The sequence below is a fragment of the Bradyrhizobium sp. LB8.2 genome, assembly GCF_040548035.1.
Taxonomy (GTDB): Bacteria; Pseudomonadota; Alphaproteobacteria; order Rhizobiales; family Xanthobacteraceae; genus Bradyrhizobium.
In genome coordinates this window covers 15,394-36,712 of sequence record NZ_JBEPQV010000039.1, presented here as the reverse complement: position 1 = coordinate 36,712, position 21,319 = coordinate 15,394, and the positions used below count along the sequence as shown (strand labels likewise).

The following is a 21,319-nucleotide window of genomic DNA, read 5'->3' as shown; positions in this document are numbered from 1 at the left end:
CGGCTCCTTACGCGCTTGCGATCGTGTGGATCGCTTCGCGCACCTGCTGGAAGGTGCCGCAGCGGCAGATATTGGTGATGGCCTCGTCGATATCGGCGTCGGTCGGCTTCGGCTTCTCGCTCAGGAGCGCCGCCACCGCCATGATCATGCCGCTCTGGCAATAGCCGCATTGCGGCACGTCCTGGGCGATCCAGGCTTCCTGCACCTTGTGCAGCGACTTGCCGGAGGCGAGCCCTTCGATGGTCGTGATCTTCTTGCCCACGGCCTCGCTGACCGAAACCCCGCAGGAGCGGGTGGCGACGCCGTCGATGTGAACGGTGCAGGCGCCGCATTGTGCAATGCCGCAGCCATATTTTGTGCCGGTCAGGCCGGCATTCTCGCGGATTGCCCACAGCAGCGGCGTATCCGGCTCGACGTCGAGCGTGAAGGCTTTTTCGTTGATTGTAAGGTTTGCCATCGCAGTCCCCTGATTGGTCCAATCCACCGATAGGACTCAGGGGCGCAATGTGTCCGGCAAATTGGAAACCTTCAAATCAACAGTCTGAGGGGTGGCTGGACCCTGGCTGGACCCTGCTTGGACGCCCGCGGCACGGCTTGGGGCGACGTATGCCGGCTTCCGCGGGCAGACACCCTTGGAACCGAGAGCGACAGTTTGTCCGTTTTGCCGGGGTGCAAGTCGACAATGCTCTGCTACAGTGGGATCAAGCCAAAAGGGGTTCCATGAACGCACCGCAGCCTTGCAACGTCCTGATGCTCTATCCGCTGTTCTCGGCAGAATCCTTCTGGAGCTTTGGCGAATCCTGCAAAGTGTTGGGCGTGAAGCGCCCCGCCGCCCCTTTGGGCCTGATCACCGTTGCCGCGATGTTGCCCGAGAGCTGGACGGTCCGGCTGATCGATTGCAACACGGAATCCTTCGGCGACGAGGATCTGTCCTGGGCCGACGTCGTCTTCACCGGCGGAATGATGCCGCAGCAGGCCGACACGCTGCGCCTGATCGAAACGTGCCGTGCCGCGGGCAAGCCGGTGGTGGTCGGCGGTCCCGATCCCACATCGAGCCCCCACATCTATGAGAGGGCCGACTTCCAGGTGCTCGGCGAGGCCGAGAGCGTCATCGACGAATTCATCGCGGCCTGGGACAGTGGCGCACGGTCCGGCGTCTTCATCGCACCGAAATTCCAGGCCGACGTCACCAAGACGCCGGTGCCGCGCTTCGACCTGCTGAAGTTCGAGGACTACCTTTATCTCGGTGTGCAGTATTCGCGCGGCTGTCCGTTTACCTGCGAGTTCTGCGACATCATCGAGCTCTATGGACGCGTGCCGCGGACCAAGACAAACGCGCAGATCCTGATCGAGCTCGATACGCTCTACGCAATGGGTTACCGCGGCCATCTCGACTTCGTCGACGACAATTTCATCGGCAACAAGAAGTCGCTCCGGCTGTTCCTGCCCCAGCTCGCCGAATGGCAACGCGCTCACGGCTATCCCTTCGAATTGTCGACTGAAGCCTCGGTCAATCTGGCCGACGATCCCGAGCTATTGAACCTGATGGGTGCGGCGAACTTCTTCGCCATCTTCGTCGGCATCGAAAGTCCGGACCCGGCGACGCTGGTCGCGATGCGGAAAAAGCAGAACACGCGGCGCAACATCGCCGAGAGCATCCACAAAATCTACGCCGCGGGCATGCTCGTCACCGCGGGTTTTATCGTCGGCTTCGACAATGAGAAGCTCTCGATGGCGGATGCCATGATCGACTTCATCGAAGAGGCGGCGATCCCCGTCAGCATGGTCGGCCTGCTCTATGCCTTGCCGAACACGCAGCTTACGCGCCGCCTGGAGCGCGAAGGCCGGCTGCACCCGGGCCACGACCTGGCGCCGACCATCGGCGCCGATCAGTGTACCGCCGGGATCAACTTCGATCCGGTGCGCCCGTTGCGCGACATCCTGATGGACTACAAGCGCGTGCTGGAGCAGATCTACAGCCCGACGGCCTATGCGAGGCGCATCGACCGTCTGATGACGCTGCTCGACCGCTCTCGCCAGCGCCAGGAGCTCGCGGAAGGCGATATCCGCGCCCGGATCGGCGCGATGGAAACGGTGCACAAGGTGGTCACAGCCCTTCCCGAGGCGCGTGGGCCGCTCTGGCAGACCTTCATGAACTGCGCCAAGCGCGACACGTCATCGGCGCGGATCGCCGTGCAGATGATCGCTGCCTATGCGCATCTCGGACCGTTCTCGCGCAAGGTCATCGATGCCATCGACGCACGCCTCGCTGCGCTCGATGAGGAGACGGTCATTCCGGTGGCGACGATCGACGCGACGGCGGCTCGACATCTGGCTTGAGGGGCTACTTCACCGCCAGCCGCAAGAAGCTCATCACGCTGCCGAGTGCGGCAAAGCCGGCGCCAAGTGCCAACGCGACGATGGCGCCGTCGTGACCGGCGAGGGCAAAGCACAGGGCGGCGAGTGCCGCTCCCGTGGTCTGCCCGGTCAGTCGCGCGGTTGCGACGATGCCCGAGGCGCTGCCGCTGCGGTGAGGCGGCGCGCTCGACATCACCGCCTTCATGTTCGGCGCCTGGAAGAACCCGAACCCCATGCCGCAGATCACCATCCGCCAGATGATGTCGGGGATCGCGGGATTGGCCGGAAGCGTCGCGAGCAGCGCCATGCCGATGCCGAGCAGCACGAGGCCGATGCCGCCCAACAATCCGACCGCATGCCGGTCGGAGAGACGCCCCGCGATCGGCGCCATGATGCCGACCACCAGCGGCCACGGCGTCATGAAAAATCCGGTCTCGACCTGCGAGCGGCCCAGCACGTCCTCGAAATAGAACGGCAGCGAGACGAAGGCGAGGCCCTGCACCGCAAAGGAGCACACGGCCGTCGCCGCCGACAGCGCGAACATCGGCCGGCTGAACAGGTCGATCGGCAGCATCGGCGCCGGATGGTCGGCATGGCGGCGCGTTAGGACGAAGCCGAGCACGAGCGCCGTGACCAGCTCGATGCCCACGACCACCGGCGACAGATTATGCGCGGCGCTGCCGATGCCCGTGATGAACAGGCCGAGGCAGGCCGACGCCAGGATCGCGCCGAGAAAGTCAAAGCCGTGATCGGCGCGCGGCGTCTTCGGCAGCATCGCAAAGCCGATGCCGATCGCGACAAGGCCGAACGGTATGTTGACAGCAAACAGCCACGGCCATGGGCCGACCGCCAGGATGGCGGAGGCAATCGACGGCCCGAAGGTGAAGGCGGTCGCGACCACCAGCGCGTTGTGGCCGAAGCCACGGCCAAGCATCCGGCTGGGATAGACGAAGAGCACCAGCGCAGTGTTGACGCTCATGATGCCGCTGGCGCCGAGCCCTTGCAGCGTGCGCGCAACCAAGAGGCTGTCCAGCGACCACGCCACCGCGCAGAACAGCGAGGCGATGGTGAACAGGATCAGGCCGCCGAGATAGATGCGCTGGTGCCCGACGATCTCGCCGAGCGCCCCGAGCGGCAGCAGCGTCGCCACCAGCGCGATCTGATAGACGTTGACCACCCAGACCGACTGCTCCGGTGTGACATGCAGATCGGCGGCAATGGCGGGCAGCGCGATGTTGGCGATCGCGGTGTCGAGCGAGGCCATCGCAAGCGCGGTGAAGATCGCGGCGATCGCCCAGCGCCGCCGCGCGACCGGCAGGCCGTCGGAAATGGTGTGGTCGGGCTCGCGCGCGGCAGCAGGTAACGTGATTGTCATTGCCTTGCGCGTTGCTCCGGCGGCGTGGCTGATAAGGACTCGGCATGTACTACGGCCGGGCCGCCTGCCACAGGCATATGCTTGCATGCTGTGTATGCGCGAAGGCTGGGCGATGAGCCTGCGCGCCGGCGTATGATCGCTGCTGCAATTTCAGGGGATCGCCATGCACATCGTCGTTCTGCCCGGTGACGGCATCGGACCGGAGATCACGACCGCGACATCAGGCGTGCTGCGCGCGGCCTCCGAGCGCTTCCAGCTCAATTTGCGGCTGGAGGAGCACGCGATCGGGCATGCGAGCCTCAAGCAGTTCGGCACGACCGTGCGTCCCGAGCTGCTCGACATCGTCCGCGCCGCCGACGGCCTGATCCTGGGGCCGACCGCGACGTTCGATTTCAAGGACGAGGCGCATGGCGAGATCAATCCGTCGCGGCATTTCCGCAAGAACCTCGACCTGTATGCCAATGTCAGGCCCGCGCGCACTTATGCAGGGAGTCCCGGCCGCGTCGGCGATTTCGACCTCGTCGTGGTGCGCGAAAACACCGAGGGGTTTTACGCCGACCGCAACATGGAGCAGGGCAATGGCGAGATGCTGGTTACGCCAGACGTCGTGATCTCGCTGCGCCGGATCACGCGCCTGTGCTGCGAGCGCATCGCGCACGCCGCCTGCCGTCTCGCGATGAAGCGGCGCAGGCATCTGACCATCGTGCACAAGGCCAACGTGCTCAAGATCGGCGACGGCATGTTTCTGGATATCTGCCGCGAGGCGGCGAAAGGCTATCCCGGCCTCGCGGTCGACGACATCCTGGTCGACGCCATGATGGCGCATGTGGTGCGCAACCCCGACCGCTTCGACGTCATCGTCGCCACCAACATGTTCGGCGATATCCTGTCGGATCTCACGGCCGAGCTCTCGGGCAGCCTCGGCCTCGGCGGCTCGCTCAATGTCGGCGACCGCTTCGCCATGGCGCAGGCGGCGCACGGCTCGGCGCCTGACATTGCAGGCCAGGACGTCGCCAATCCGGTGTCGCTGATCCTGTCGACGGCGTTGCTGCTGGCCTGGCATGGCGAGAACAGCGGCGCGGTTCGTTACGAGGAAGCCGCGCGAGCGATCGAGGCGGCGGTGGCGACGGCGATCGGAGAGGGCAGGGCGACGCGCGACGTCGGCGGCAAGCTCGGCACGATCGCGGCCGGGGCTGCGATCGCGGAGATCTTGCAGGCCGGGTGAGGTGCTTCTGCGGGTCCTTGCGCTTTTTTCTTAGGGGCCAAAACAAAAAACGCGAAAACAACCCCATGCACAGTAGAAGGCCCCTTGATCGATAAGGGATTTCCGAACCGCGTCACGACGACATTCCGTGCCGCGATCACGTTGACCCGTCGGGCAAAACACTGGCAGGATGTTATGCTGATTGCGATCCGGCCGAAGACCTTCGTGGCTTCCGCCCGCGCTGCTGCCGGCAGGGTGCTCTGCATTCCCGACCGATGACAGCCCTCCTGATCTCGGGCATGAACTTGTCAAAGGCAAAAAGCCTGGCGATCGGGAGGAACTCATGAGCTACCAGCACATCATCGTCGACGACCCGCGTCCGCGCGTCCGGCGCATCACGTTGAATCGGCCGGAGAAGCGCAACGCACTGAACAATCGCCTGCGCAGCGAGATATTCAAGATGCTCGAAGAGGCCGATCGCGATGGCGATGTCTCGATCACGATCCTGCGCGGCGCAGGGCCGTGCTTCTCGGCAGGTTACGATCTTTCCGCCGACAATCGCGTCGACCAGCCCTATCATTCGGCGTCGGGGCCGGGCCAATGGTCGCGTCACGTGGTCGAAGGCTGGTTTCGGATATGGGATCTCGCCAAGCCCGTGATCGCGCAGGTGCACGGCTACTGCCTTGCCGGAGGCACCGAGCTCGCCACCGCCTGCGACGTGGTCTACGTCGCCGACGACGCACAGATCGGATATCCGCCGGTGCGTCTGATGAGCCCGCCCGATATGCAGTACCATCCGTGGCTGGTCGGCATGCGACGCGCCATGGAGCTGATGCTTACGGGCGATGCGATGTCCGGCCGTGAAGCCGCCGAGTGGGGCTATGCGACACGATCCTTCCCGCTCGCCGAGCTGGAGGAGAAGACGCTCGATTTCGCCGAGCGCGCTGCCAAGGTTCCGGTCGAGCTGCAGCAGCTCAACAAGCGCAGCGTGCACCGCGCGATGGAGATCATGGGCGCCCGCGCCGCGATCCGTGCCGGCACCGAGATCCAGGCGCTGGCCTTCACCACTGAGGCGAGCAAGGCCTACATGGGCAGCTTTCGCCGCGATGGCAGCAGCGTGAAAGCCCAACTCGACCAGCGCGACACAGCGTTCGGGGACTATCGGACGAAGAAGGAGTAAGCCGCCGTGCCGTCGGCGAACACGACTTCAGGTAGCGCGAGCTTTGACAAGCGATCGGCGAAGGTACCAACGATAGCGCCTAGACACATTTCAGTTGCACGCACTTCGCCGCATGCAGCAAGTCTTGTGGCAAGGCGCTAAACGAGACCATTGAGCGCGCTATCACGTCTCATTCGATGGTCGCAGCGCTGAATTAATTAGCTGCTTGACTAACAACATCGACCGTCCTCATATCGAAAAAAACAGGCGCACGGCGCCATTGGGACGGAAATGCTCGATTTCACGCAGCAATTGATTAGCGGCGTCGCGCTGGGGTGTGTCTATGGGCTGATCGCCCTCGGGTTCGTGCTGATCTACAAGGCGACCGAGGTGGTGAATTTCGCGCAGGGCGAGATCATGATGCTCGGCGCGTTCATGTCGGTCACCTTCATCACCACGCTCGGGTTGAATTACTGGCTGTCGTTCCTGCTGTGCGTGATCGCGATGGCCATTCTCGGCGCGATCATGGAGCGGCTCGTGCTCCGGCCTATCCTCGGATACCCGCAATTCTCGATCGTGATGGCGACGATCGGCCTCGGGCTTGTGATCCGCGCGCTGGTCGGCATCATCTGGGGCACGGATGATTTGCGGATCGAGACGCCGTTCACCGATGGCGTATTCACGATCGGCAGGCTCGTTATCGCGTGGGACGCGCTCTCCATCATTGTCGCGACGGTGCTGCTTTGTGCCGCGCTGTACGCCTTCTTTCGTTATACGCGGATCGGTATCGCGATGCAGGCGACGTCGCAGAACATGCTCGCGGCCTATTACATGGGCATTCCGGTCAAGCGGATGTTCTCGCTGGTCTGGAGCCTCTCAGCGATGGTTGCGTGCGCCGCCGGGATATTGCTGGCGCCGATCACGCTGATCCACGCTAATCTCGGCTTCCTCGGCATCAAGGCATTTCCGGCGGCCGTGCTCGGTGGCTTTGGCTCGATCCCCGGTGCGGTCGCCGGCGGAATTACCATCGGCATCGTCGAGTCGCTGTCCGGCTTCTATCTGCCGGAAGGGTTCAAGGACGTCGCCGCCTATGTCGTCCTGCTCGCCGTCCTGCTGTGGAAGCCGCAGGGCCTGTTCGGCCTCAATGCCGTCAAGAAGGTGTAGGGCAATGGCGCATCACGTCCGCACCGATTACGGCGACAGCGATCCGCTGTTTCCGTCGAAGGCTGCAGTGTTCTGGTACGCCGTTCTGCTCGCAGGCCTTATCGCGGCACCTTACGTGGTGGAATCCTACTATCTCAGCCAACTCGTCTTCATCATGATCTACGCCATCGTCGGCGTGGCGCTGAATATTCTGTCGGGGCAGGCCGGGCAGGTCTCGATCGGTCACGCCGCCTTCCTCGCGATCGGAGCCTACTTCACTGCGGTTGCCCAGAAGCATGGGATTCCGCTGGTGCTTTATCTCCCGCTCGCCGGCGTCTTCACCGGCATCGCGGGCTATCTCGTCGGGCTGCCGGCGCTCCGGCTGCACGGAATCTACCTCGCCATCGCCACGCTCGCCTTTGCCTTCATCGTCGAGGAGATCATCGCGCGCTGGGAGAGCGTCACCCATGGCAACGAAGGAATGATGCTGCCTCCGCCGTCCGTGTTCGGGTTGAAGCTCGGCACCGAGGGCTTCTATTACCTCTGCTTGCTCGTCACCGTGCTGGTGATCCTCGCCGCCATTAACATCATCCGCTCCTCCACCGGGCGCTCCTTCATGGCGATCCGGGACTCCGAGACTGCGGCGCGCAGCATGGGCATCGACACCGCGCGCTACAAGACCACCGCCTTCGCGTTGTCCGCCGGCATCACTGGAATCGCGGGCGCGCTCTATGCGCACAAGATGTCGTTCATCTCGCCGGAGATGTTCAGCCTGGCCGTGTCGATCGATTTCGTCATGATCATCATCATCGGCGGGTTGGTGAGCCTGAGGGGCGCAGTGTTCGGCGCGATATTCATGATCATGGCCGATCCGCTGCTGATCATCCTCAAAGACAAGGTTCCGTTGTGGGTCGATGCGCTGACTCACGGGCTGTTCCTGCCTGACGCCGTGACCCAGGCGATACAGGCCGGGGTCCTGCGCGTGGTCAATGCGCCCGGTCTCAAATCGCTGATCTTCGGCATCATCATCATCGTCTTCATCATCTACGAGCCGATGGGCCTCGACGGCCGCTGGCAGCGCGTCAAAGCGTATTTCAAGCAATTTCCGCTGGCGCGCCAACGCAGCGCCCGTCCGCCCCGCATGTTCCTGAAGTCCGAGCGCCGATGACCTTCTTCGACGTCAAGAACCTGACGGTGAAGTTCGGCGGCCTGACGGCCGTGGACGATATCTCTTTCGGACTCAACGAGGGCGAGGTCTTCACCATCATCGGGCCGAACGGCGCGGGCAAGACCACGCTGTTCAACCTCATCAGCCGGCTCTACACGCCGAGTGCAGGCCAGATCATCTTTCGCGGTGAGGACGTCACGCGGCTCTCGGCGCAGCAGATTGCCGGGCGAGGCATCGCGCGGACGTTCCAGAACATCGAGCTGTTCGAGAGCGCCTCGACCTTGCAGAATCTTCTCGTCGGCCGCCACCGGCATTCGACCACGCGGGCCTGGCAGGACATTCTCCGCACGAAGAAGGTTCGCGACGAGGAAGTCGCGCACCGGCGCGCGGCCGAGGAGGTCATGGACGTGTTGCGATTGCAGAAGTACCGCGACACCACGATCGGCGCGCTTCCCTATGGCGTCCGCAAGGTCATCGAAGTTGCGCGAGCGCTGTGCGTCGGACCGACGTTGCTGCTGCTCGACGAGCCGTCGTCCGGCCTCAACGTCGAGGAGACCAACGCGATGGCGGAATGGATACTGGAGATCAACCGCCGCCTCCGCGTCACCGTGCTGATGGTCGAGCACGACATGTCGCTGGTCAACCGCGTCTCCAGCCGCGTACTCGCGCTGAACTACGGGAAGATGATGGCGCTCGGCACGGCGGCGGAAGTGCAGGGCCATCCCGACGTCATTGCGGCCTATCTCGGGACATGACGATGGACACGCAACCGATCCTGCGTCTCGCCAATGTCGAGAGCACTTACGGGCCGATCACCGCGATCCGCGGCATCAGCCTCGACCTGATGCAGGGGCAGATCGTCACCGTGCTCGGCGCCAACGGCGCCGGCAAGACCAGTATCCTCAAGACCATCTCCGGCGTGCTCGATCCCGTGAAGGGCACGGTCGAATTCGAGGGCCGCAAAATCGGCTCGATGGAGCCGGACAAGGTCGTTCGGCTCGGCATAAGCCATGTGCCGGAAGGGCGTGAGGTGTTTCCGTTCCTTTCCGTCCGCGACAACTTACGGATGGGCGCCTACATCCGCAAAGACGGCAAGACGATCGCCAGCGATCTGGAGAAGGTGTTCGACTATTTTCCGGTGCTGCGCGAGCGGCAGAACCAGATTGCGGGTCAGCTCTCCGGCGGCCAGCAGCAGATGCTCGCGATCAGCCGCGCCCTGATGAGCCGCCCAAAAGTGCTGCTGCTGGACGAGCCGTCGCTCGGGCTGTCGCCGCTGCTCGTGAAGGAGATTTTTACGATCATTCGCCGGCTCAATGCGGAGGAAGGCGTCTCGATACTGCTGGTCGAGCAGAACGCGAAGATGGCGCTGGAGACGGCGCACTACGGTTATGTGCTGGAGGTCGGTCGCGTCGTGATGCACGACACTTGCGCCAACCTGCTCCAGTCGGATCAGATTCGCGAATTCTATCTTGGTATGCACAGCGAAGGTGGTCATGGCGGGCGCTGATAGCGAGGCACTCTCGGTACGTCTTGTTGCGGCCCTCGCAGCGCACGGCGAGGCCACCGTCATGCGCTCGAAGCGCTACGGCCTCTGGCAGCCGCTCAGCGGAACGGAAACTGCGACACGCGTCAATGCGATCGCGCGCGGCCTGCGCGCGGTCGGACTGCAGGATAAGGACGTCGCGGCCATCTGCGGCGACACCTGTGCGGATTGGGTGCTCGCCGACCTCGGCATTATGGCCGCCAGCGGCGTCTCGGCGGGGCTCGACGCGGATGTCGACGCAAACGAACTGGCGCGTCTCCTCAATCTCTGTTCCGTCACCATTCTGTTCGTTGCCGGCGATACGCACCTGCACCGGGCGCTCGGCATCCGCGATCGCTGCCCGGGATTGCGGCTAATCGTCGTCATGCACGAGCAGTGGGACGACGGCGCGCGCGTCGATCACGTAATGACCCTTGCGGAGCTGCAGGCCCGCGGCGATGGCGTTGGTCCTCTTCCCGCGCCGGCCGCGACATCGGTCGCTGCGATCGTGATGACATCGGGCGTCACGGCGCCGGCGCGCGGCGCCTTGCTCACGCAAGCCGCGCTCGGCCGGCAGGCAGCGCGCATTGCCGGCGAGCTGCAATTGAACGAGAAGGACGAGCGCCTGTCGTTGACACCGCTGCATCATGTGATGGAGCGCGTGGTCGGCGTCTACGCTTCGCTGCTGGCGGGGTGCATTATCAATTTCCCCGAAAGCCGCGAAACGGCGCTCAGCGATCTCCGGGAGTTGCAGCCGACAATCGTGCAGGCGCCACCGCGGATGTGGGCGAAGCTGAAGTCCGGCGTCGAGCTCGCCGCGGCGGAAGCGACTGCCTTTCAGCGCCGCACGATCGCGATGGCTGTGAAGCCAGGAAGCGACGGGCCCAATCCGCTTCTCGATGCCCTGGTTATGGGGCCGGTCCGGCATCGCATCGGTCTATCCCGGGCGCGGCTTTGTCTGACGACCGGTGCGCCGGCGCGCGCCGATGTCGGCGCCTGGTTCGGGGCGATCCGGCGGCCGCTCACCGACGCTTACGGCCACGCCGAGTCCGGAGGGGTCGTAACCCTCATCGCACATCGCGGTACGCCCAGAACGCTCGACGGCGTCACGCTAGAGACGCTCGCGTCCGGCGAAATCCGGCTGCGATCCGACGCGCTGTTTGTCGGCTACGCCGGCGAGACTGCGAATGCCATCCGTGACGGCTGGTGGTACAGCGGCGATGTCGTCCATGCCGGCCAGCCGCATCCCGCGGGACGTATCGCGGACCAACTCGACAGCGGTGCGGCTTCGCTGAAGAGTGAGGCCGACCTCGTGACGTCGCCCTACGTCGCCGACGCCTTCCTGCATCGCGACGACAAGGGGCGGGTGATCGCTGCTGTCCTGATGGACCCGGACCCCGTCATCAAGTTCGCGCAGGACAACAGCATTCCGTTCACGCACTTTCTCAGCCTTTGCCGCTCGGACGAGATCCGCGCGCTGATCGGCCGCGTGATCGCGGAGACCAATGCGCGGGCGCCGTTCAAAATCGACGATTTCACATTGATCGATCGCTCGCTCGGCCCTGGCGATCCCGAAATCAGCGCCATGCTGGTGCTGCGCCGCCGATTGCTGCGTCCGCAAGACCGTTTGTCAAGAGAAAGCGCCATCTCACAGAGCGCATAACCAGAGCACAGGGAGAAATAGTAGTCATGACCTCACGTTTCCTTTTGTCAGCCGCGATCGTCGCGCTCACGGGACTGGCGGCGCAACCCGCGCTCGCACAGTTCAAGACGCAGGGCGTCACCGACACGGAGATCGTGATCGGCACGCATATGGACCTCTCCGGGCCGATCAAGTCGTGGGGCGTGCCGGCCTCGTCCGGCATGAAACTCGCGGTCGAGCAGATCAATGCCGCAGGCGGCATCAACGGCCGCAAGGTCAAGCTCATCCTGGAAGACGACAGCTACGATCCCAAGAAGGCCGTGCTGCAGACCCAGAAGCTGATCGAACTCGACAAGGCGTTCTCGATCGTCTCGGCGATGGGCTCGGCGACCACGCTGGCGCCGATGCCGCTGGTGCAGGGCGCGGGCCTGACGCATCTGTTCCCGATCACGGCCGCGGAATTCACCTTCAAGATGGATCCGGCCAAGCCCGAGGACCGGCTGAAGTTCAACATGTTCAGTCCGTACTACGACACGATGCGGTTGGGCATCAAATATGTGATGGAGAAGAACGGCGTCAAGAAGCCCTGCATCGTCTATCAGGACGACGAGATGGGGAAGAATTTTACCGACGCCTACTCCGATCAGCTCAAGGATTTGAAAGTACCCGAGGCGACGCGCGTGTCGTTCAAGCGTGGTGCGACCGACTTCAACTCGCAGGTCGCGCGCATGAAGGCCGATGGCTGCGATCTTGTCGCGCTCGGCTCGGTTGTGCGCGAGTCCGTCGGCATCGTCACCGCCGCCAAGAAGCTCGGCTGGACGCCGCTGTTCGTGGTGTCGTCACCGAGCTACGTGCCCGACCTGCACGAGCTCGGAAAGGACGCCACCGAAGGCATTTTCGGCGTCGGCCAGACCGAGATTTTCTATCCCGACACGGCGACCGGTAAGGTGAAGGAGTTCATCGAAGCCTATCGCAAGATGTTCGGCGTCGATCCCAATCTGCAGTCGACCTCCGGCTATGACGGCTTCATGGCGTTCGCGTTCTATGCCGGTCTCGCCGGGAAGAACCTGACGACGGAGACGCTGATTGCCGCGATGGAATCGGGCAAGGTGTTCGAAGACATCTTTGGCGGTGCGCCGGTGTCGTTCTCGAAGGACAACCATCTCGGTGTCTCCGCTGCGACCATCGGCCAGATCAAGAACGGCCGCTGGACGACGATTGCAAAGAACCAGTCGTACAAGAGCGAGAAGTAGATTGTTGATGATCGGCGATCCCTGAAGATCTCGGGGATCGCCGATCGTATCCAAGGGCCATGGGATGGGTAGGCGGGCTGTTTAGAACTGATACCTCCGCAACCCCCCATCCACCGGGATCACCGTCCCCGTGATGTACCGAGCCACGGGCGAGGCCAGAAACACCGCCAACGCCGCCAGATCTTCCGGCTCGCCCCAATAGCCGACGGGGATCTCTTCCTCCGCAAAGCGCTCGCGATAGTCCGGTGCGTAGTTGCGGCGGATCTGTTCGCTCATGATGCGGCCGGGCGGGATGCAGTTGATGGTGATGCCGTGCTCGCCGATCTCGCGCGACAGGCCCTTGGCCCAGGCGTGCACGGCGGCTTTCGCCGCGAATGCGGCGTTGAGGCCTTCGGGCTCGGACTTGCCGGTGATGTTGACGATGCGGCCCCATTTGCGTTCGATCATCTGCGGCAACAGGGCATGCGCGATGCGGCGGTAGCTGGTGAAATTCAGCGCGATCGCTTCGTCCCATTTGCTGTCGGGCGCATCGACGGGGAGGGGGCGGCTGCCGCCGGCATTGTTGATGAGGATGTCGACATGGCCGAGCTCTTTTAGCGCAAAGGCTGAAATCTTCTCCGCCGCGTCCTTTTCCATCACGTCCTGCTCGAACGGCGTGATCAGCCCGGAGCCGACTTCCTTCACCAGCTCGGCGAGCAGATCGGTGCGGCGTGCCACGCCGACGACGTGCACGCCTTCGGCGGCGAGACCCTTGGCGATGGCGCGGCCGATGCCGACGCTCGCGCCTGTGACGACAGCGGTTTTTGATTTGAGCCCGAGGTCCATGATCACACGCTCTCTTGTTTGCTTTTTTGCTTGTTGCTGTTCGTTTTGTTGTTCGTTTCCTGCACTGTCCCCGTCAGGGTGATTTGCCCGACCGGGACGAGCAGTGGTAACCAAGAGCCGCGTTGAAGGAAACATGAAAAAGAAAAGGCGCTGAGCGATGGTCTGGGATCCGCAGCAATATCTGAAATTTTCCGGCCACCGGCTCCGGCCCGCCGTCGACCTGTTGATGCGGATTCCGGATTCTGGTCCGCGTGCGATTGCCGATCTCGGCGCCGGCGCCGGCAATGTCACCAAGCTCATCAAGGAGCGCTGGCCCGACGCGACGGTGACGGGTGTCGAGGGCTCGGCCGAGATGGTTGCCGCCGGCCGCAAGGCAGCACCGGACGTGGAATGGTCCCATGAAGACCTCGGCCACTGGCGCCCGACGAAGCAGTATGACGTCGTCTATTCCAATGCCGCACTGCACTGGCTGCCCAATCATGCGGCATTGTTTCCTTCGGTCATGGAGAAGGTGACGCCCGGCGGCATGCTTGCGGTGCAGATGCCGCGCAACTTTCTGGCCCCCTCGCATGTGCTGATCGGCGAGACCGCGCTCAACGGTCCCTGGCGGTCCAAGGTCGAGCATCTCGTCACGCCGCCGCCGGTCGAAGGGCCGGCCTACTATCACGGTCTGCTTGCTCCGATGTCGGCCAATATCGACATCTGGGAGACCGAATATCTGCAGGTGCTCGAAGGCGAGAATCCCGTGAAGGAGTGGACCAAGGGGACCTGGCTGACGCGCTATCTCGACATCTTGCAGGGCGACGAGAAGGCCGCGTTCGAAGCGGCCTATGGCGAGCGGGTCGCGAAGGCCTATCCGAAGAATGCCGCCGGGCAGACGCTATTCCCGTTCCGGCGTCTGTTCATGGTCGCCCAGCGCAAGGGCTGATTGCACTGCCGCATTGCGACATAAGCGCTCGCTCTCGGGGATGGGAGCGGGTGCCGGGTTGCGCATTCAGCCGCCGCCAAGATAGCTTGGCTGCGGCAAATTGGGCTTAGGTCTAGTTGTTCGGGTGGCGGATTGCTGCCACTACTGGACCGCAAACTGGGCTGCAAAGCAAAAAAGACCCGCTTTTAGAGGTTGTTGGGAGGTTACTTCATGCGCAAGCTGCTTCTTGCGGTCGCCGCCGCGTCTGTTCTCTTGGCTCCTGCCTTGTCTCCCGTCTCGGCCCAGGCCCAGAGCCCGATCGTCATCAAGTTCAGCCACGTCGTCGCCAATGACACCCCGAAGGGCAAGGGCGCGCTGAAGTTCAAGGAGCTTGCCGAGAAGTACACCGACGGCAAGGTCAAGATCGAAATTTATCCGAACTCCACCCTCTATAAGGACAAGGAGGAGATCGAAGCGCTTCAGCTCGGCTCGGTGCAGATGCTCGCGCCCTCGACCGCGAAGTTCGCACCGCTCGGTATCAAGGAGTTCGAGGCGCTCGACCTGCCCTGGCTGTTCAAGGACGACGCGACCTATTCCAACGCGATGAAGGGCACCATCGGCAAATGGCTGTTCCAGAAGCTCGAGACCAAGGGCATCACCGGGCTCGCCTATTGGGACAACGGCTTCCACATGCTCTCCGCTAACCGTGCCCTGATGAAGCCGACCGATTTCCAGGGTCTCAAATTCCGCATCTCCGGATCGAAGGTCGCCGACCAATATCTCCGGATCATGGGCTCGATCCCTCAGATCATGGCGTTTTCCGAAGTCTACCAGGCTTTGCAGACGGGCGTGGTCGACGGCTGCGAGAACACCGCGTCGAACTACCTGACGCAGAAGTTCTACGAGGTGCAGAAGGACATCACCGTGTCCTATCACGCGCATCTGCAATACGCAGTCATCGTCAACTCGAAATTCTGGTCGGGCCTGCCGCCTGATATCCGCGCCCAGCTCGAAAAGGCGATGAACGAGGCGACCGACTACACCAACTCGATCGCGCGCCAGGAGAACGAAGATGCGCTGGCCGAGATCAAGAAGACGGGCAAGACCACGTTGCATTATCTGACTGACGCCGATCGCAAGGCATGGCAGGAGGCGATGCAGCCGACCTACAAATGGGCGAAGGGGCGGGTCGGGCAGGAGGTGCTCGATCTCCTCGCCAAGGAACTCGACGTCAAGATGAACTGACGCCGGCGCCGTTATAAGAACAACCATAACGGTCGGGGGTGATCGCACTCCCGGCCGTTGCTCTTGATGATGAGCCAAGCTGGGGGACTAAGTTGCTGCGTGTACTGAATCGTGTGCTCAATCATCTCGAGGAATGGCTGATCGCGACGTTGATCGCGGCTGCGACATTGCTCATCTTCGTTGCCGTGCTGCACCGTTATGGCGCCGGGCTGTCGATCGACATCGCCAAATGGGCGGAGGCGCGCAACCTGGCCTTGCTGGCCGTTCCCGCGCGAGCCGCGTTCGTCTGGCTTGCCGCTCTCGACCTGTCCTGGGCGCAGGAACTCTGCATCTACATGTTCATCTGGATGGCGAAATTCGGTGCGGCCTACGGGGTACGCACCGGCATCCATGTCGGCGTCGACGTCCTGGTCAACATCCTTCCCGGCGGATCGCGCCGCCGCGTCATCACTTTCGGCCTGATGTGCGGCGCCCTTTTCACCGCCATCGTGTGCTATTTCGGGGCCGCGTTTGTCGGCCAGATGTGGCAGACCGGCCAACAATCCAACGATCTCGAAGCGCCGATGTGGCTGGTGTATCTCACCATCCCGCTCGGCTCCGGGCTGATGTGCTTCCGCTTCCTGCAAGTCGCCTGGTCGTTCTATCGCACCGGCGAGCTGCCGCATCACGACATGGCCGGCGTCGAGGGCGTCGAGGCAGACCCGGTTCATCCGGCCCCGGTCACGCGCACTCAGGTCGCCCGCGACGAACGCAGCCCACTCGGCTGGGTCCTGATGCTGTTGCCGGTCCTGATCGTCGCCGTGTGCTTCGCGCATTCGGCGCACGTGATCACGCTGCCGCAGGGCCTGCGTGTCGCCGTGGTTTTCGGCCTTCTGCTGTCGTTGATGCTCACGGGCATGCCGATTTCGATTGCGCTCGGTCTGACCGTGCTCAGCTTCATGTTCACGCTGACCGACGTGCGAACGGAATCGGTGGCGCTGAAGCTGTTTACAGGCATCGAGAGCTTCGAGATCATGGCGATCCCGTTCTTCATCCTTGCCGGCAACTTCCTGACCCATGGCGGCGTGGCACGCCGGATGATCGCCTTTGCGACCGCGCTGGTCGGCCATTGGTACGGCGGCCTTGCGCTCTCGGGCGTGGTCGCCTGCGCGCTGTTCGCCGCGATCTCCGGCTCATCGCCGGCCACGGTGGTGGCGATCGGATCGGTGATCCTGCCTGCGATGGTCGCGCAGGGGTTTCCGAAGCGGTTCGGGGCGGGCGTGATCACGACCTCCGGCTCGCTGGGAATTCTCATTCCACCCTCGATTCCGATGGTCCTTTTTGCCGTCTCCACCAATACCTCCGTCGGCAAGCTGTTCATCGCCGGGATCGTGCCGGGGCTCGTGCTCGCCATGCTGCTCGGCGCCACGACGTTCTATCGGGCCTGGCGTAACGACTATCCGAGGATGCCGAAAGCAACCCTCTTCGAGCGGTTCGATGCGTTCCGCAAATCGATCTGGGGCATCCTGCTGATCGTGATCGTGATCGGCGGCATCTACAGCGGCCTGTTCACACCGACCGAAGCTGCCGCCGTCAGCGCGGTGTATGCCTTTATCGTCGCAGTGTTCATCTACAAGGATCTGAAGCTGCGAGACGTGCCGCGCGTGCTGCTGTCGTCGGCAAATCTGTCGGCGATGCTGCTCTACATCATCACCAACGCCGTCTTGTTCTCGTTCCTGATGACTTACGAGAACGTGCCGCAAGCGCTCGCGCAATGGATGATCGACCAGGGCCTCGGCTGGATCGGCTTCCTCCTCGTCGTCAATCTCCTGCTGCTGGTGGCGGGCAACGTGATGGAGCCGTCCTCGATCATCCTGATCATGGCGCCGATCCTGTTTCCGGTTGCGATCAAGCTCGGCATCGATCCGATCCATTTCGGCATCCTGATGACGGTCAACATGGAGGTCGGACTGTGCCATCCGCCGGTCGGCCTCAATCTCTACGTCGCCTCGGGCATCGCCAAGATGGGTATCACCGAGCTCACGGTCGCGGTGTGGCCATGGCTCCTGACCATGCTGGCGTTCCTTGTGGTCGTGACCTATTGGCCGGGCCTGTCGCTGTGGCTGCCCAGGCTGTTGGGCATGTAGCTGCGAACACGCTGCATCCTCTCCGCCTTTGGGCGCGGGGCTACGCATCACGCCGTCCTCCCGCCATGGCAATCGACCGCGAGATGCGGTTAGATGCCGCGCAACAGGCCGGGAGGAGATCAAGATGACAGACACGTCCAGCAGCGAGCCGAAGGACGCAACGGCGTCCGTCATCGCGCAGCAGACGGCGATGCTGAACGCGCTGCCGTTTTCCGACACGCGGGATTTCGACGATGCCGCACGCGGCTTTCTCGGCACGATCGACAACGCGAAGATTACAAACCCGCAAGGACGGACAGTCTGGAGCCTCGAACCCTACGGCTTCCTGTCGACCGAGCAGGCGCCGCCGACCGTCAATCCCAGCCTGTGGCGGCAGTCGCGGCTCAACATGCAGCACGGGCTGTTCGAGGTCGTGCCTGGCGTTTACCAGGTGCGTGGGCTCGACATCGCCAACATGACGCTGATCGAGGGCGATAGCGGCGTCATCGTCGTGGACACCTTGACCTCGATCGAGGGCGCGCGCGCGGCGCTCGATCTCTACTACAAGCATCGCGGCCAGCGGCCGGTCGCGGCCGTGATCTTTACCCACACCCACACCGACCATTGGGGCGGCGCGCGCGGCGTGCTGGAGGAGGATGCGCTCGCCACCGGGCGCGTGCCGATCATCGCGCCCAATTTGTTCATGGAGCATGCCGTCTCAGAGAACATCATCGCGGGACCGGCGATGCTGCGCCGGGCGCAGTACCAGTTCGGGCCGCTTCTCGCCAAGGGCGTGCGCGGGCAGGTCGATTGCGGCCTCGGCAAGTCGATGGCGGCAGGTTCAGTGGCGCTGCTGCGGCCGACCGATTTGATCATGGCGACCGGCGACAGGCGCGTGATCGACGGCGTCGAATTCGAATTCCAGATGGCGCCGAACAGCGAAGCTCCGGCGGAGATGCATTTCTTCATCCCGCGCTACAAGCTGTTGAACCTCGCCGAGAACTGCACCCACAATTTCCACAATCTGCTGCCGTTCCGCGGCGCCGACGTGCGCGACGCGCTGGCCTGGTCGAAATATCTGGGCGAGGCCTTGCAGCTCTGGGACGGCAAGGCGGAGGCGATGTGCGGCCAGCACCACTGGCCGGTGTGGGGACGCGACCGCATCGGCACGATGATCCGGCAGCAGCGGGACCTCTACAAATTCGCGCATGACCAGACCATCCGCCTGATGAACCACGGCCTCACCGCCGCCGAGATCGCCGAAACCATCCAACTGCCGAAGAGTCTCGAAGGCGCCTGGCATGGCCGCGGCTATTACGGCCATATCCGGCACAATGTGAAGGCGATCTACCAGAAATATCTCGGCTGGTATGACGCCAATCCGGTCAATCTCGATCCGTTGCCGCCGGTGGAATCCGGCAAGAAGTACGTCGAATATATGGGTGGTGCCGACGCCATTCTCGCGCGGGCGCGTGTCGATTTTGACAAGGGCGAATTCCGCTTCGTGGCGCAGGCGCTCGGCCATCTCGTCTTTGCCGAGCCGGATAATGCGGCGGCGCGCGCGTTGCTGGCGGACACGCTGGAGCAGCTCGGCTATGCCGCGGAAAGCGCGACCTGGCGCAACGCCTATCTGTTCGGCGCGCAGGAATTGCGCCAGGGCATGCCGAAGGTGCCGGCGCGCCCGCCGATGCCGCGCGAGACGCTGGCGGCGCTGCGCACCTCACAGCTCTGGGACGTGCTCGGCATCCGCCTCAACGGGCCGAAGGCGGAAGGTAAGCACATCGTGCTGAACTGGAGCTTTTCCGACACCGGCGAGACGTTCGTGCTCAATCTGGAGAATTCCGCGCTCACCTACACCGAGGGCGTGCAGGCGGAAGGCGCGGATGCCAGCTTCACGCTCGCGCGCTCAACTTTTGACGAGGTGATCGCGAAGCTGACGAGCTTCCCGGAAGCCGTCGCCGCCGGCAAGGTCAAGCTATCAGGCAACCCGATGCGGCTCGCCGAGCTGATGGGCCTGATGGACGACTTCCCGCGCATGTTCGAGATCGTGGAGCCGAAGCGGGCGGCGGTGAGATAAGCTTCTCGCGCCCCGGCTCTGCGCTGCAACGCAAAAGGCGTTGCAGCGCGTCCGGGACACGAGAGTGGTCAGCAAGCTACTCCGCGCTGCTCACCAGCTTGATCCGCGGCGCCTTCTCCTCGTCCAGGCTGCGATAGGCCGCGAGATAGTCCAGCGCCATGCGCCGCGCCGTGAAGCGCGTCTCGAACTGCTTGCGGATGGCAGAGCGGTCGAGTTGCTGCAGGCGGCCGACGACGCCGGCCGCGCTGAGGACGTCCTCGACGACGAAGCCGGTGAGGCCCTCGTCGATGATCTCCGGCACCGAGCCACGGTTGAAGGCGACGACCGGCGTTCCGCAGGCCATGGCTTCGATCATGACGAGACCAAACGGCTCCGGCCAGTCGATCGGCAGCAACAGGCCGAGTGCGCCGCTCAAAAAGTCCGACTTCTCGTGATCGCTGATCTCGCCGATGAATTCCACCAGCGGATTGTTTTCGATCATCGGCCGGATCAGCTCGTCATAGTAATCCTGGTCGGTACGGTCGACCTTGGCCGCGATCTTCAGCGGAATCCCGCAATGGGTCGCGATCTTGATGGCGCGGTCGACGCCCTTTTCCGGCGCGATGCGGCCGAGCACGGCGAGATATTCCTGCTTCGCCGGCTTCGGCGTCAACAGATTCTCCGGCAGGCCGTGGTGGATCGTCCTTACCCAGTTCGCCTGCGGCACCGGCCGCCGCTGCGCGTTCGAGATAGAGATGACGGGGACCTTCGAAAAGGTGTTGAAGACCGGCTGATGCTCCGGGAGGTCGAGCCGGCCGTGCAGCGTAGTCAGGAACGGCGTCGGCTGCCGGTAGAACAGCGACCACGGATAATAATCGAGATGGAAGTGGAGGAAGTCGAACTCCTCGTCGTCACATTTCTGCCGCACCCGCTCCAGCATCACCATGTGCAGCGCATTGGGATCGCGCACGGAACCGTCGAGGCGGAGCGCCCGCGGCCATAAGGCATCCAGCTTCGCCGAGGTCTGCGAATCGCCGCTGGCGAACAGCGTCACGTCGTGTCCAAGGGCCACCAGCTCTTCCGTCAACCAATGCACCACCCGCTCGGTGCCGCCATACAGCTTGGGTGGAACAGCCTCCGTCAACGGAGCTACCTGCGCGATGCGCATCTCGCCATCTCCTCTGCGATCATGAACGTGAAACCCCCAGTCTTTGCGGCACCGGCAATGCCAGTCAGGGGAACGTTCCCGCACTTGCGAAGTTCCTTCCCTCAGAGGTTACTTATTGGACACGTCGGGTGCTCGTCGCGGTGCTGCCATCACATCTCCGCAGATCGTCCGCATCCGCATGTCGTGATG

General features: G+C 63.4%; 18 protein-coding genes and 1 pseudogene. 15 read left to right on the top strand and 4 right to left on the bottom strand.

The annotated features are described in order from the left end of the window. Positions 1 to 7: 7 nt before the first annotated feature. Positions 8 to 457: a (2Fe-2S)-binding protein gene (locus tag ABIB06_RS33770; protein ID WP_247441256.1), complete on the bottom strand. Its 450-nt coding sequence runs from the start codon at positions 455 to 457 to the stop codon at positions 8 to 10. Between the two features lie 263 nt (positions 458 to 720). Between ABIB06_RS33770 and ABIB06_RS33765 the strand changes: the two genes are divergently transcribed. Next, the gene (locus ABIB06_RS33765) at positions 721 to 2,340 is read left to right on the top strand and encodes a B12-binding domain-containing radical SAM protein (protein WP_354052344.1); all 1,620 of its coding nucleotides are present in this window, start codon (positions 721 to 723) and stop codon (positions 2,338 to 2,340) included. 4 nt (positions 2,341 to 2,344) lie between these two features. Here ABIB06_RS33765 and ABIB06_RS33760 read toward each other — a convergent pair whose 3' ends face one another. Beyond that, a complete protein-coding gene (locus ABIB06_RS33760; RefSeq protein WP_354069925.1) occupies positions 2,345 to 3,733 on the bottom strand; it encodes an MFS transporter in 1,389 nt (462 codons plus the stop codon). A 163-nt stretch (positions 3,734 to 3,896) separates the two neighbouring features. Between ABIB06_RS33760 and ABIB06_RS33755 the strand changes: the two genes are divergently transcribed. The 9 genes from ABIB06_RS33755 to ABIB06_RS33715 all read left to right on the top strand — a co-directional run bounded on the left by ABIB06_RS33755 (position 3,897) and on the right by ABIB06_RS33715 (position 12,824). After that, positions 3,897 to 4,958 (top strand): isocitrate/isopropylmalate dehydrogenase family protein, encoded by a 1,062-nt coding sequence (locus tag ABIB06_RS33755; RefSeq protein ID WP_354052340.1) that lies wholly within the window; start codon positions 3,897 to 3,899, stop codon positions 4,956 to 4,958. A gap of 84 nt (positions 4,959 to 5,042) precedes the next feature. Further along, on the top strand, positions 5,043 to 5,216 hold the full coding sequence (locus tag ABIB06_RS33750; RefSeq protein ID WP_354052338.1) for a hypothetical protein: 174 nt from the start codon (positions 5,043 to 5,045) through the stop codon (positions 5,214 to 5,216). A gap of 64 nt (positions 5,217 to 5,280) precedes the next feature. Continuing rightward, on the top strand, positions 5,281 to 6,117 hold the full coding sequence (locus tag ABIB06_RS33745; RefSeq protein ID WP_354052336.1) for an enoyl-CoA hydratase-related protein: 837 nt from the start codon (positions 5,281 to 5,283) through the stop codon (positions 6,115 to 6,117). Between the two features lie 270 nt (positions 6,118 to 6,387). Beyond that, positions 6,388 to 7,260, top strand: coding sequence for a branched-chain amino acid ABC transporter permease (locus tag ABIB06_RS33740; protein ID WP_354052335.1), 873 nt, complete (start codon positions 6,388 to 6,390; stop codon positions 7,258 to 7,260). Between the two features lie 4 nt (positions 7,261 to 7,264). Further along, on the top strand, positions 7,265 to 8,407 hold the full coding sequence (locus ABIB06_RS33735; protein ID WP_354052333.1) for a branched-chain amino acid ABC transporter permease: 1,143 nt from the start codon (positions 7,265 to 7,267) through the stop codon (positions 8,405 to 8,407). Then, positions 8,404 to 9,162: an ABC transporter ATP-binding protein gene (locus tag ABIB06_RS33730; protein ID WP_354052331.1), complete on the top strand. Its 759-nt coding sequence runs from the start codon at positions 8,404 to 8,406 to the stop codon at positions 9,160 to 9,162. The genes ABIB06_RS33735 and ABIB06_RS33730 overlap by 4 nt, the downstream gene beginning before the upstream one ends. Positions 9,163 to 9,164: 2 nt before the next feature. After that, complete coding sequence (locus ABIB06_RS33725) at positions 9,165 to 9,914, top strand: ABC transporter ATP-binding protein (protein WP_354052329.1); 750 nt, start codon at positions 9,165 to 9,167, stop codon at positions 9,912 to 9,914. Continuing rightward, positions 9,901 to 11,592 (top strand): AMP-binding protein, encoded by a 1,692-nt coding sequence (locus tag ABIB06_RS33720; protein ID WP_354052328.1) that lies wholly within the window; start codon positions 9,901 to 9,903, stop codon positions 11,590 to 11,592. The genes ABIB06_RS33725 and ABIB06_RS33720 overlap by 14 nt, the downstream gene beginning before the upstream one ends. Positions 11,593 to 11,618: 26 nt before the next feature. After that, a complete protein-coding gene (locus ABIB06_RS33715; protein ID WP_354052326.1) occupies positions 11,619 to 12,824 on the top strand; it encodes an ABC transporter substrate-binding protein in 1,206 nt (401 codons plus the stop codon). Positions 12,825 to 12,905: 81 nt separating this feature from the next. Here the strand turns inward: ABIB06_RS33715 and ABIB06_RS33710 are convergent, their stop codons facing one another. Then, positions 12,906 to 13,649 (bottom strand): SDR family NAD(P)-dependent oxidoreductase, encoded by a 744-nt coding sequence (locus ABIB06_RS33710; protein WP_354052325.1) that lies wholly within the window; start codon positions 13,647 to 13,649, stop codon positions 12,906 to 12,908. Between the two features lie 157 nt (positions 13,650 to 13,806). Here ABIB06_RS33710 and ABIB06_RS33705 point away from each other — a divergent pair, with 157 nt between their 5' ends. From ABIB06_RS33705 to ABIB06_RS33685, 5 genes and pseudogenes are all read left to right on the top strand, one after another. Beyond that, on the top strand, positions 13,807 to 14,577 hold the full coding sequence (locus tag ABIB06_RS33705) for a methyltransferase domain-containing protein (protein WP_354052323.1): 771 nt from the start codon (positions 13,807 to 13,809) through the stop codon (positions 14,575 to 14,577). A gap of 210 nt (positions 14,578 to 14,787) precedes the next feature. Beyond that, a complete protein-coding gene (locus tag ABIB06_RS33700; RefSeq protein ID WP_247441263.1) occupies positions 14,788 to 15,801 on the top strand; it encodes a DctP family TRAP transporter solute-binding subunit in 1,014 nt (337 codons plus the stop codon). Positions 15,802 to 16,136: 335 nt separating this feature from the next. Then, positions 16,137 to 16,382 (top strand): annotated as a pseudogene (locus ABIB06_RS33695) (TRAP transporter small permease); the annotation flags it as partial. 303 nt (positions 16,383 to 16,685) lie between these two features. Further along, positions 16,686 to 17,927 carry a TRAP transporter large permease gene (locus tag ABIB06_RS33690; protein WP_502916576.1) on the top strand — a complete coding sequence of 414 codons (1,242 nt, stop codon included), beginning with the start codon at positions 16,686 to 16,688 and terminating at the stop codon, positions 17,925 to 17,927. A 124-nt stretch (positions 17,928 to 18,051) separates the two neighbouring features. Continuing rightward, the gene (locus tag ABIB06_RS33685; protein ID WP_354052320.1) at positions 18,052 to 19,983 is read left to right on the top strand and encodes an alkyl/aryl-sulfatase; all 1,932 of its coding nucleotides are present in this window, start codon (positions 18,052 to 18,054) and stop codon (positions 19,981 to 19,983) included. A 76-nt stretch (positions 19,984 to 20,059) separates the two neighbouring features. On the opposite strand, the gene ABIB06_RS33680 is transcribed toward ABIB06_RS33685, so the two are convergent. Next, positions 20,060 to 21,130 carry a glycosyltransferase family 4 protein gene (locus ABIB06_RS33680; protein ID WP_247348261.1) on the bottom strand — a complete coding sequence of 357 codons (1,071 nt, stop codon included), beginning with the start codon at positions 21,128 to 21,130 and terminating at the stop codon, positions 20,060 to 20,062. Positions 21,131 to 21,319: the final 189 nt, after the last annotated feature.

Excerpts from the sequence above, each read along its gene's own strand:
- ABIB06_RS33770 (WP_247441256.1), bottom strand. The coding sequence starts at position 457 with ATGGCAAACCTTACAATCAACGAAAAAGCCTTCACGCTCGACGTCGAG.
- ABIB06_RS33700 (WP_247441263.1), top strand. The coding sequence starts at position 14,788 with ATGCGCAAGCTGCTTCTTGCGGTCGCCGCCGCGTCTGTTCTCTTGGCT.
- ABIB06_RS33725 (WP_354052329.1), top strand. The coding sequence starts at position 9,165 with ATGGACACGCAACCGATCCTGCGTCTCGCCAATGTCGAGAGCACTTAC.
- ABIB06_RS33680 (WP_247348261.1), bottom strand. The coding sequence starts at position 21,130 with ATGCGCATCGCGCAGGTAGCTCCGTTGACGGAGGCTGTTCCACCCAAG.
- ABIB06_RS33760 (WP_354069925.1), bottom strand. The coding sequence starts at position 3,733 with ATGACAATCACGTTACCTGCTGCCGCGCGCGAGCCCGACCACACCATT.
- ABIB06_RS33705 (WP_354052323.1), top strand. The coding sequence starts at position 13,807 with ATGGTCTGGGATCCGCAGCAATATCTGAAATTTTCCGGCCACCGGCTC.
- ABIB06_RS33690 (WP_502916576.1), top strand. The coding sequence starts at position 16,686 with ATGCTCACGGGCATGCCGATTTCGATTGCGCTCGGTCTGACCGTGCTC.
- ABIB06_RS33735 (WP_354052333.1), top strand. The coding sequence starts at position 7,265 with ATGGCGCATCACGTCCGCACCGATTACGGCGACAGCGATCCGCTGTTT.
- ABIB06_RS33730 (WP_354052331.1), top strand. The coding sequence starts at position 8,404 with ATGACCTTCTTCGACGTCAAGAACCTGACGGTGAAGTTCGGCGGCCTG.
- ABIB06_RS33710 (WP_354052325.1), bottom strand. The coding sequence starts at position 13,649 with ATGGACCTCGGGCTCAAATCAAAAACCGCTGTCGTCACAGGCGCGAGC.
- ABIB06_RS33755 (WP_354052340.1), top strand. The coding sequence starts at position 3,897 with ATGCACATCGTCGTTCTGCCCGGTGACGGCATCGGACCGGAGATCACG.
- ABIB06_RS33765 (WP_354052344.1), top strand. The coding sequence starts at position 721 with ATGAACGCACCGCAGCCTTGCAACGTCCTGATGCTCTATCCGCTGTTC.
- ABIB06_RS33685 (WP_354052320.1), top strand. The coding sequence starts at position 18,052 with ATGACAGACACGTCCAGCAGCGAGCCGAAGGACGCAACGGCGTCCGTC.
- ABIB06_RS33715 (WP_354052326.1), top strand. The coding sequence starts at position 11,619 with ATGACCTCACGTTTCCTTTTGTCAGCCGCGATCGTCGCGCTCACGGGA.
- ABIB06_RS33720 (WP_354052328.1), top strand. The coding sequence starts at position 9,901 with ATGGCGGGCGCTGATAGCGAGGCACTCTCGGTACGTCTTGTTGCGGCC.
- ABIB06_RS33740 (WP_354052335.1), top strand. The coding sequence starts at position 6,388 with ATGCTCGATTTCACGCAGCAATTGATTAGCGGCGTCGCGCTGGGGTGT.
- ABIB06_RS33745 (WP_354052336.1), top strand. The coding sequence starts at position 5,281 with ATGAGCTACCAGCACATCATCGTCGACGACCCGCGTCCGCGCGTCCGG.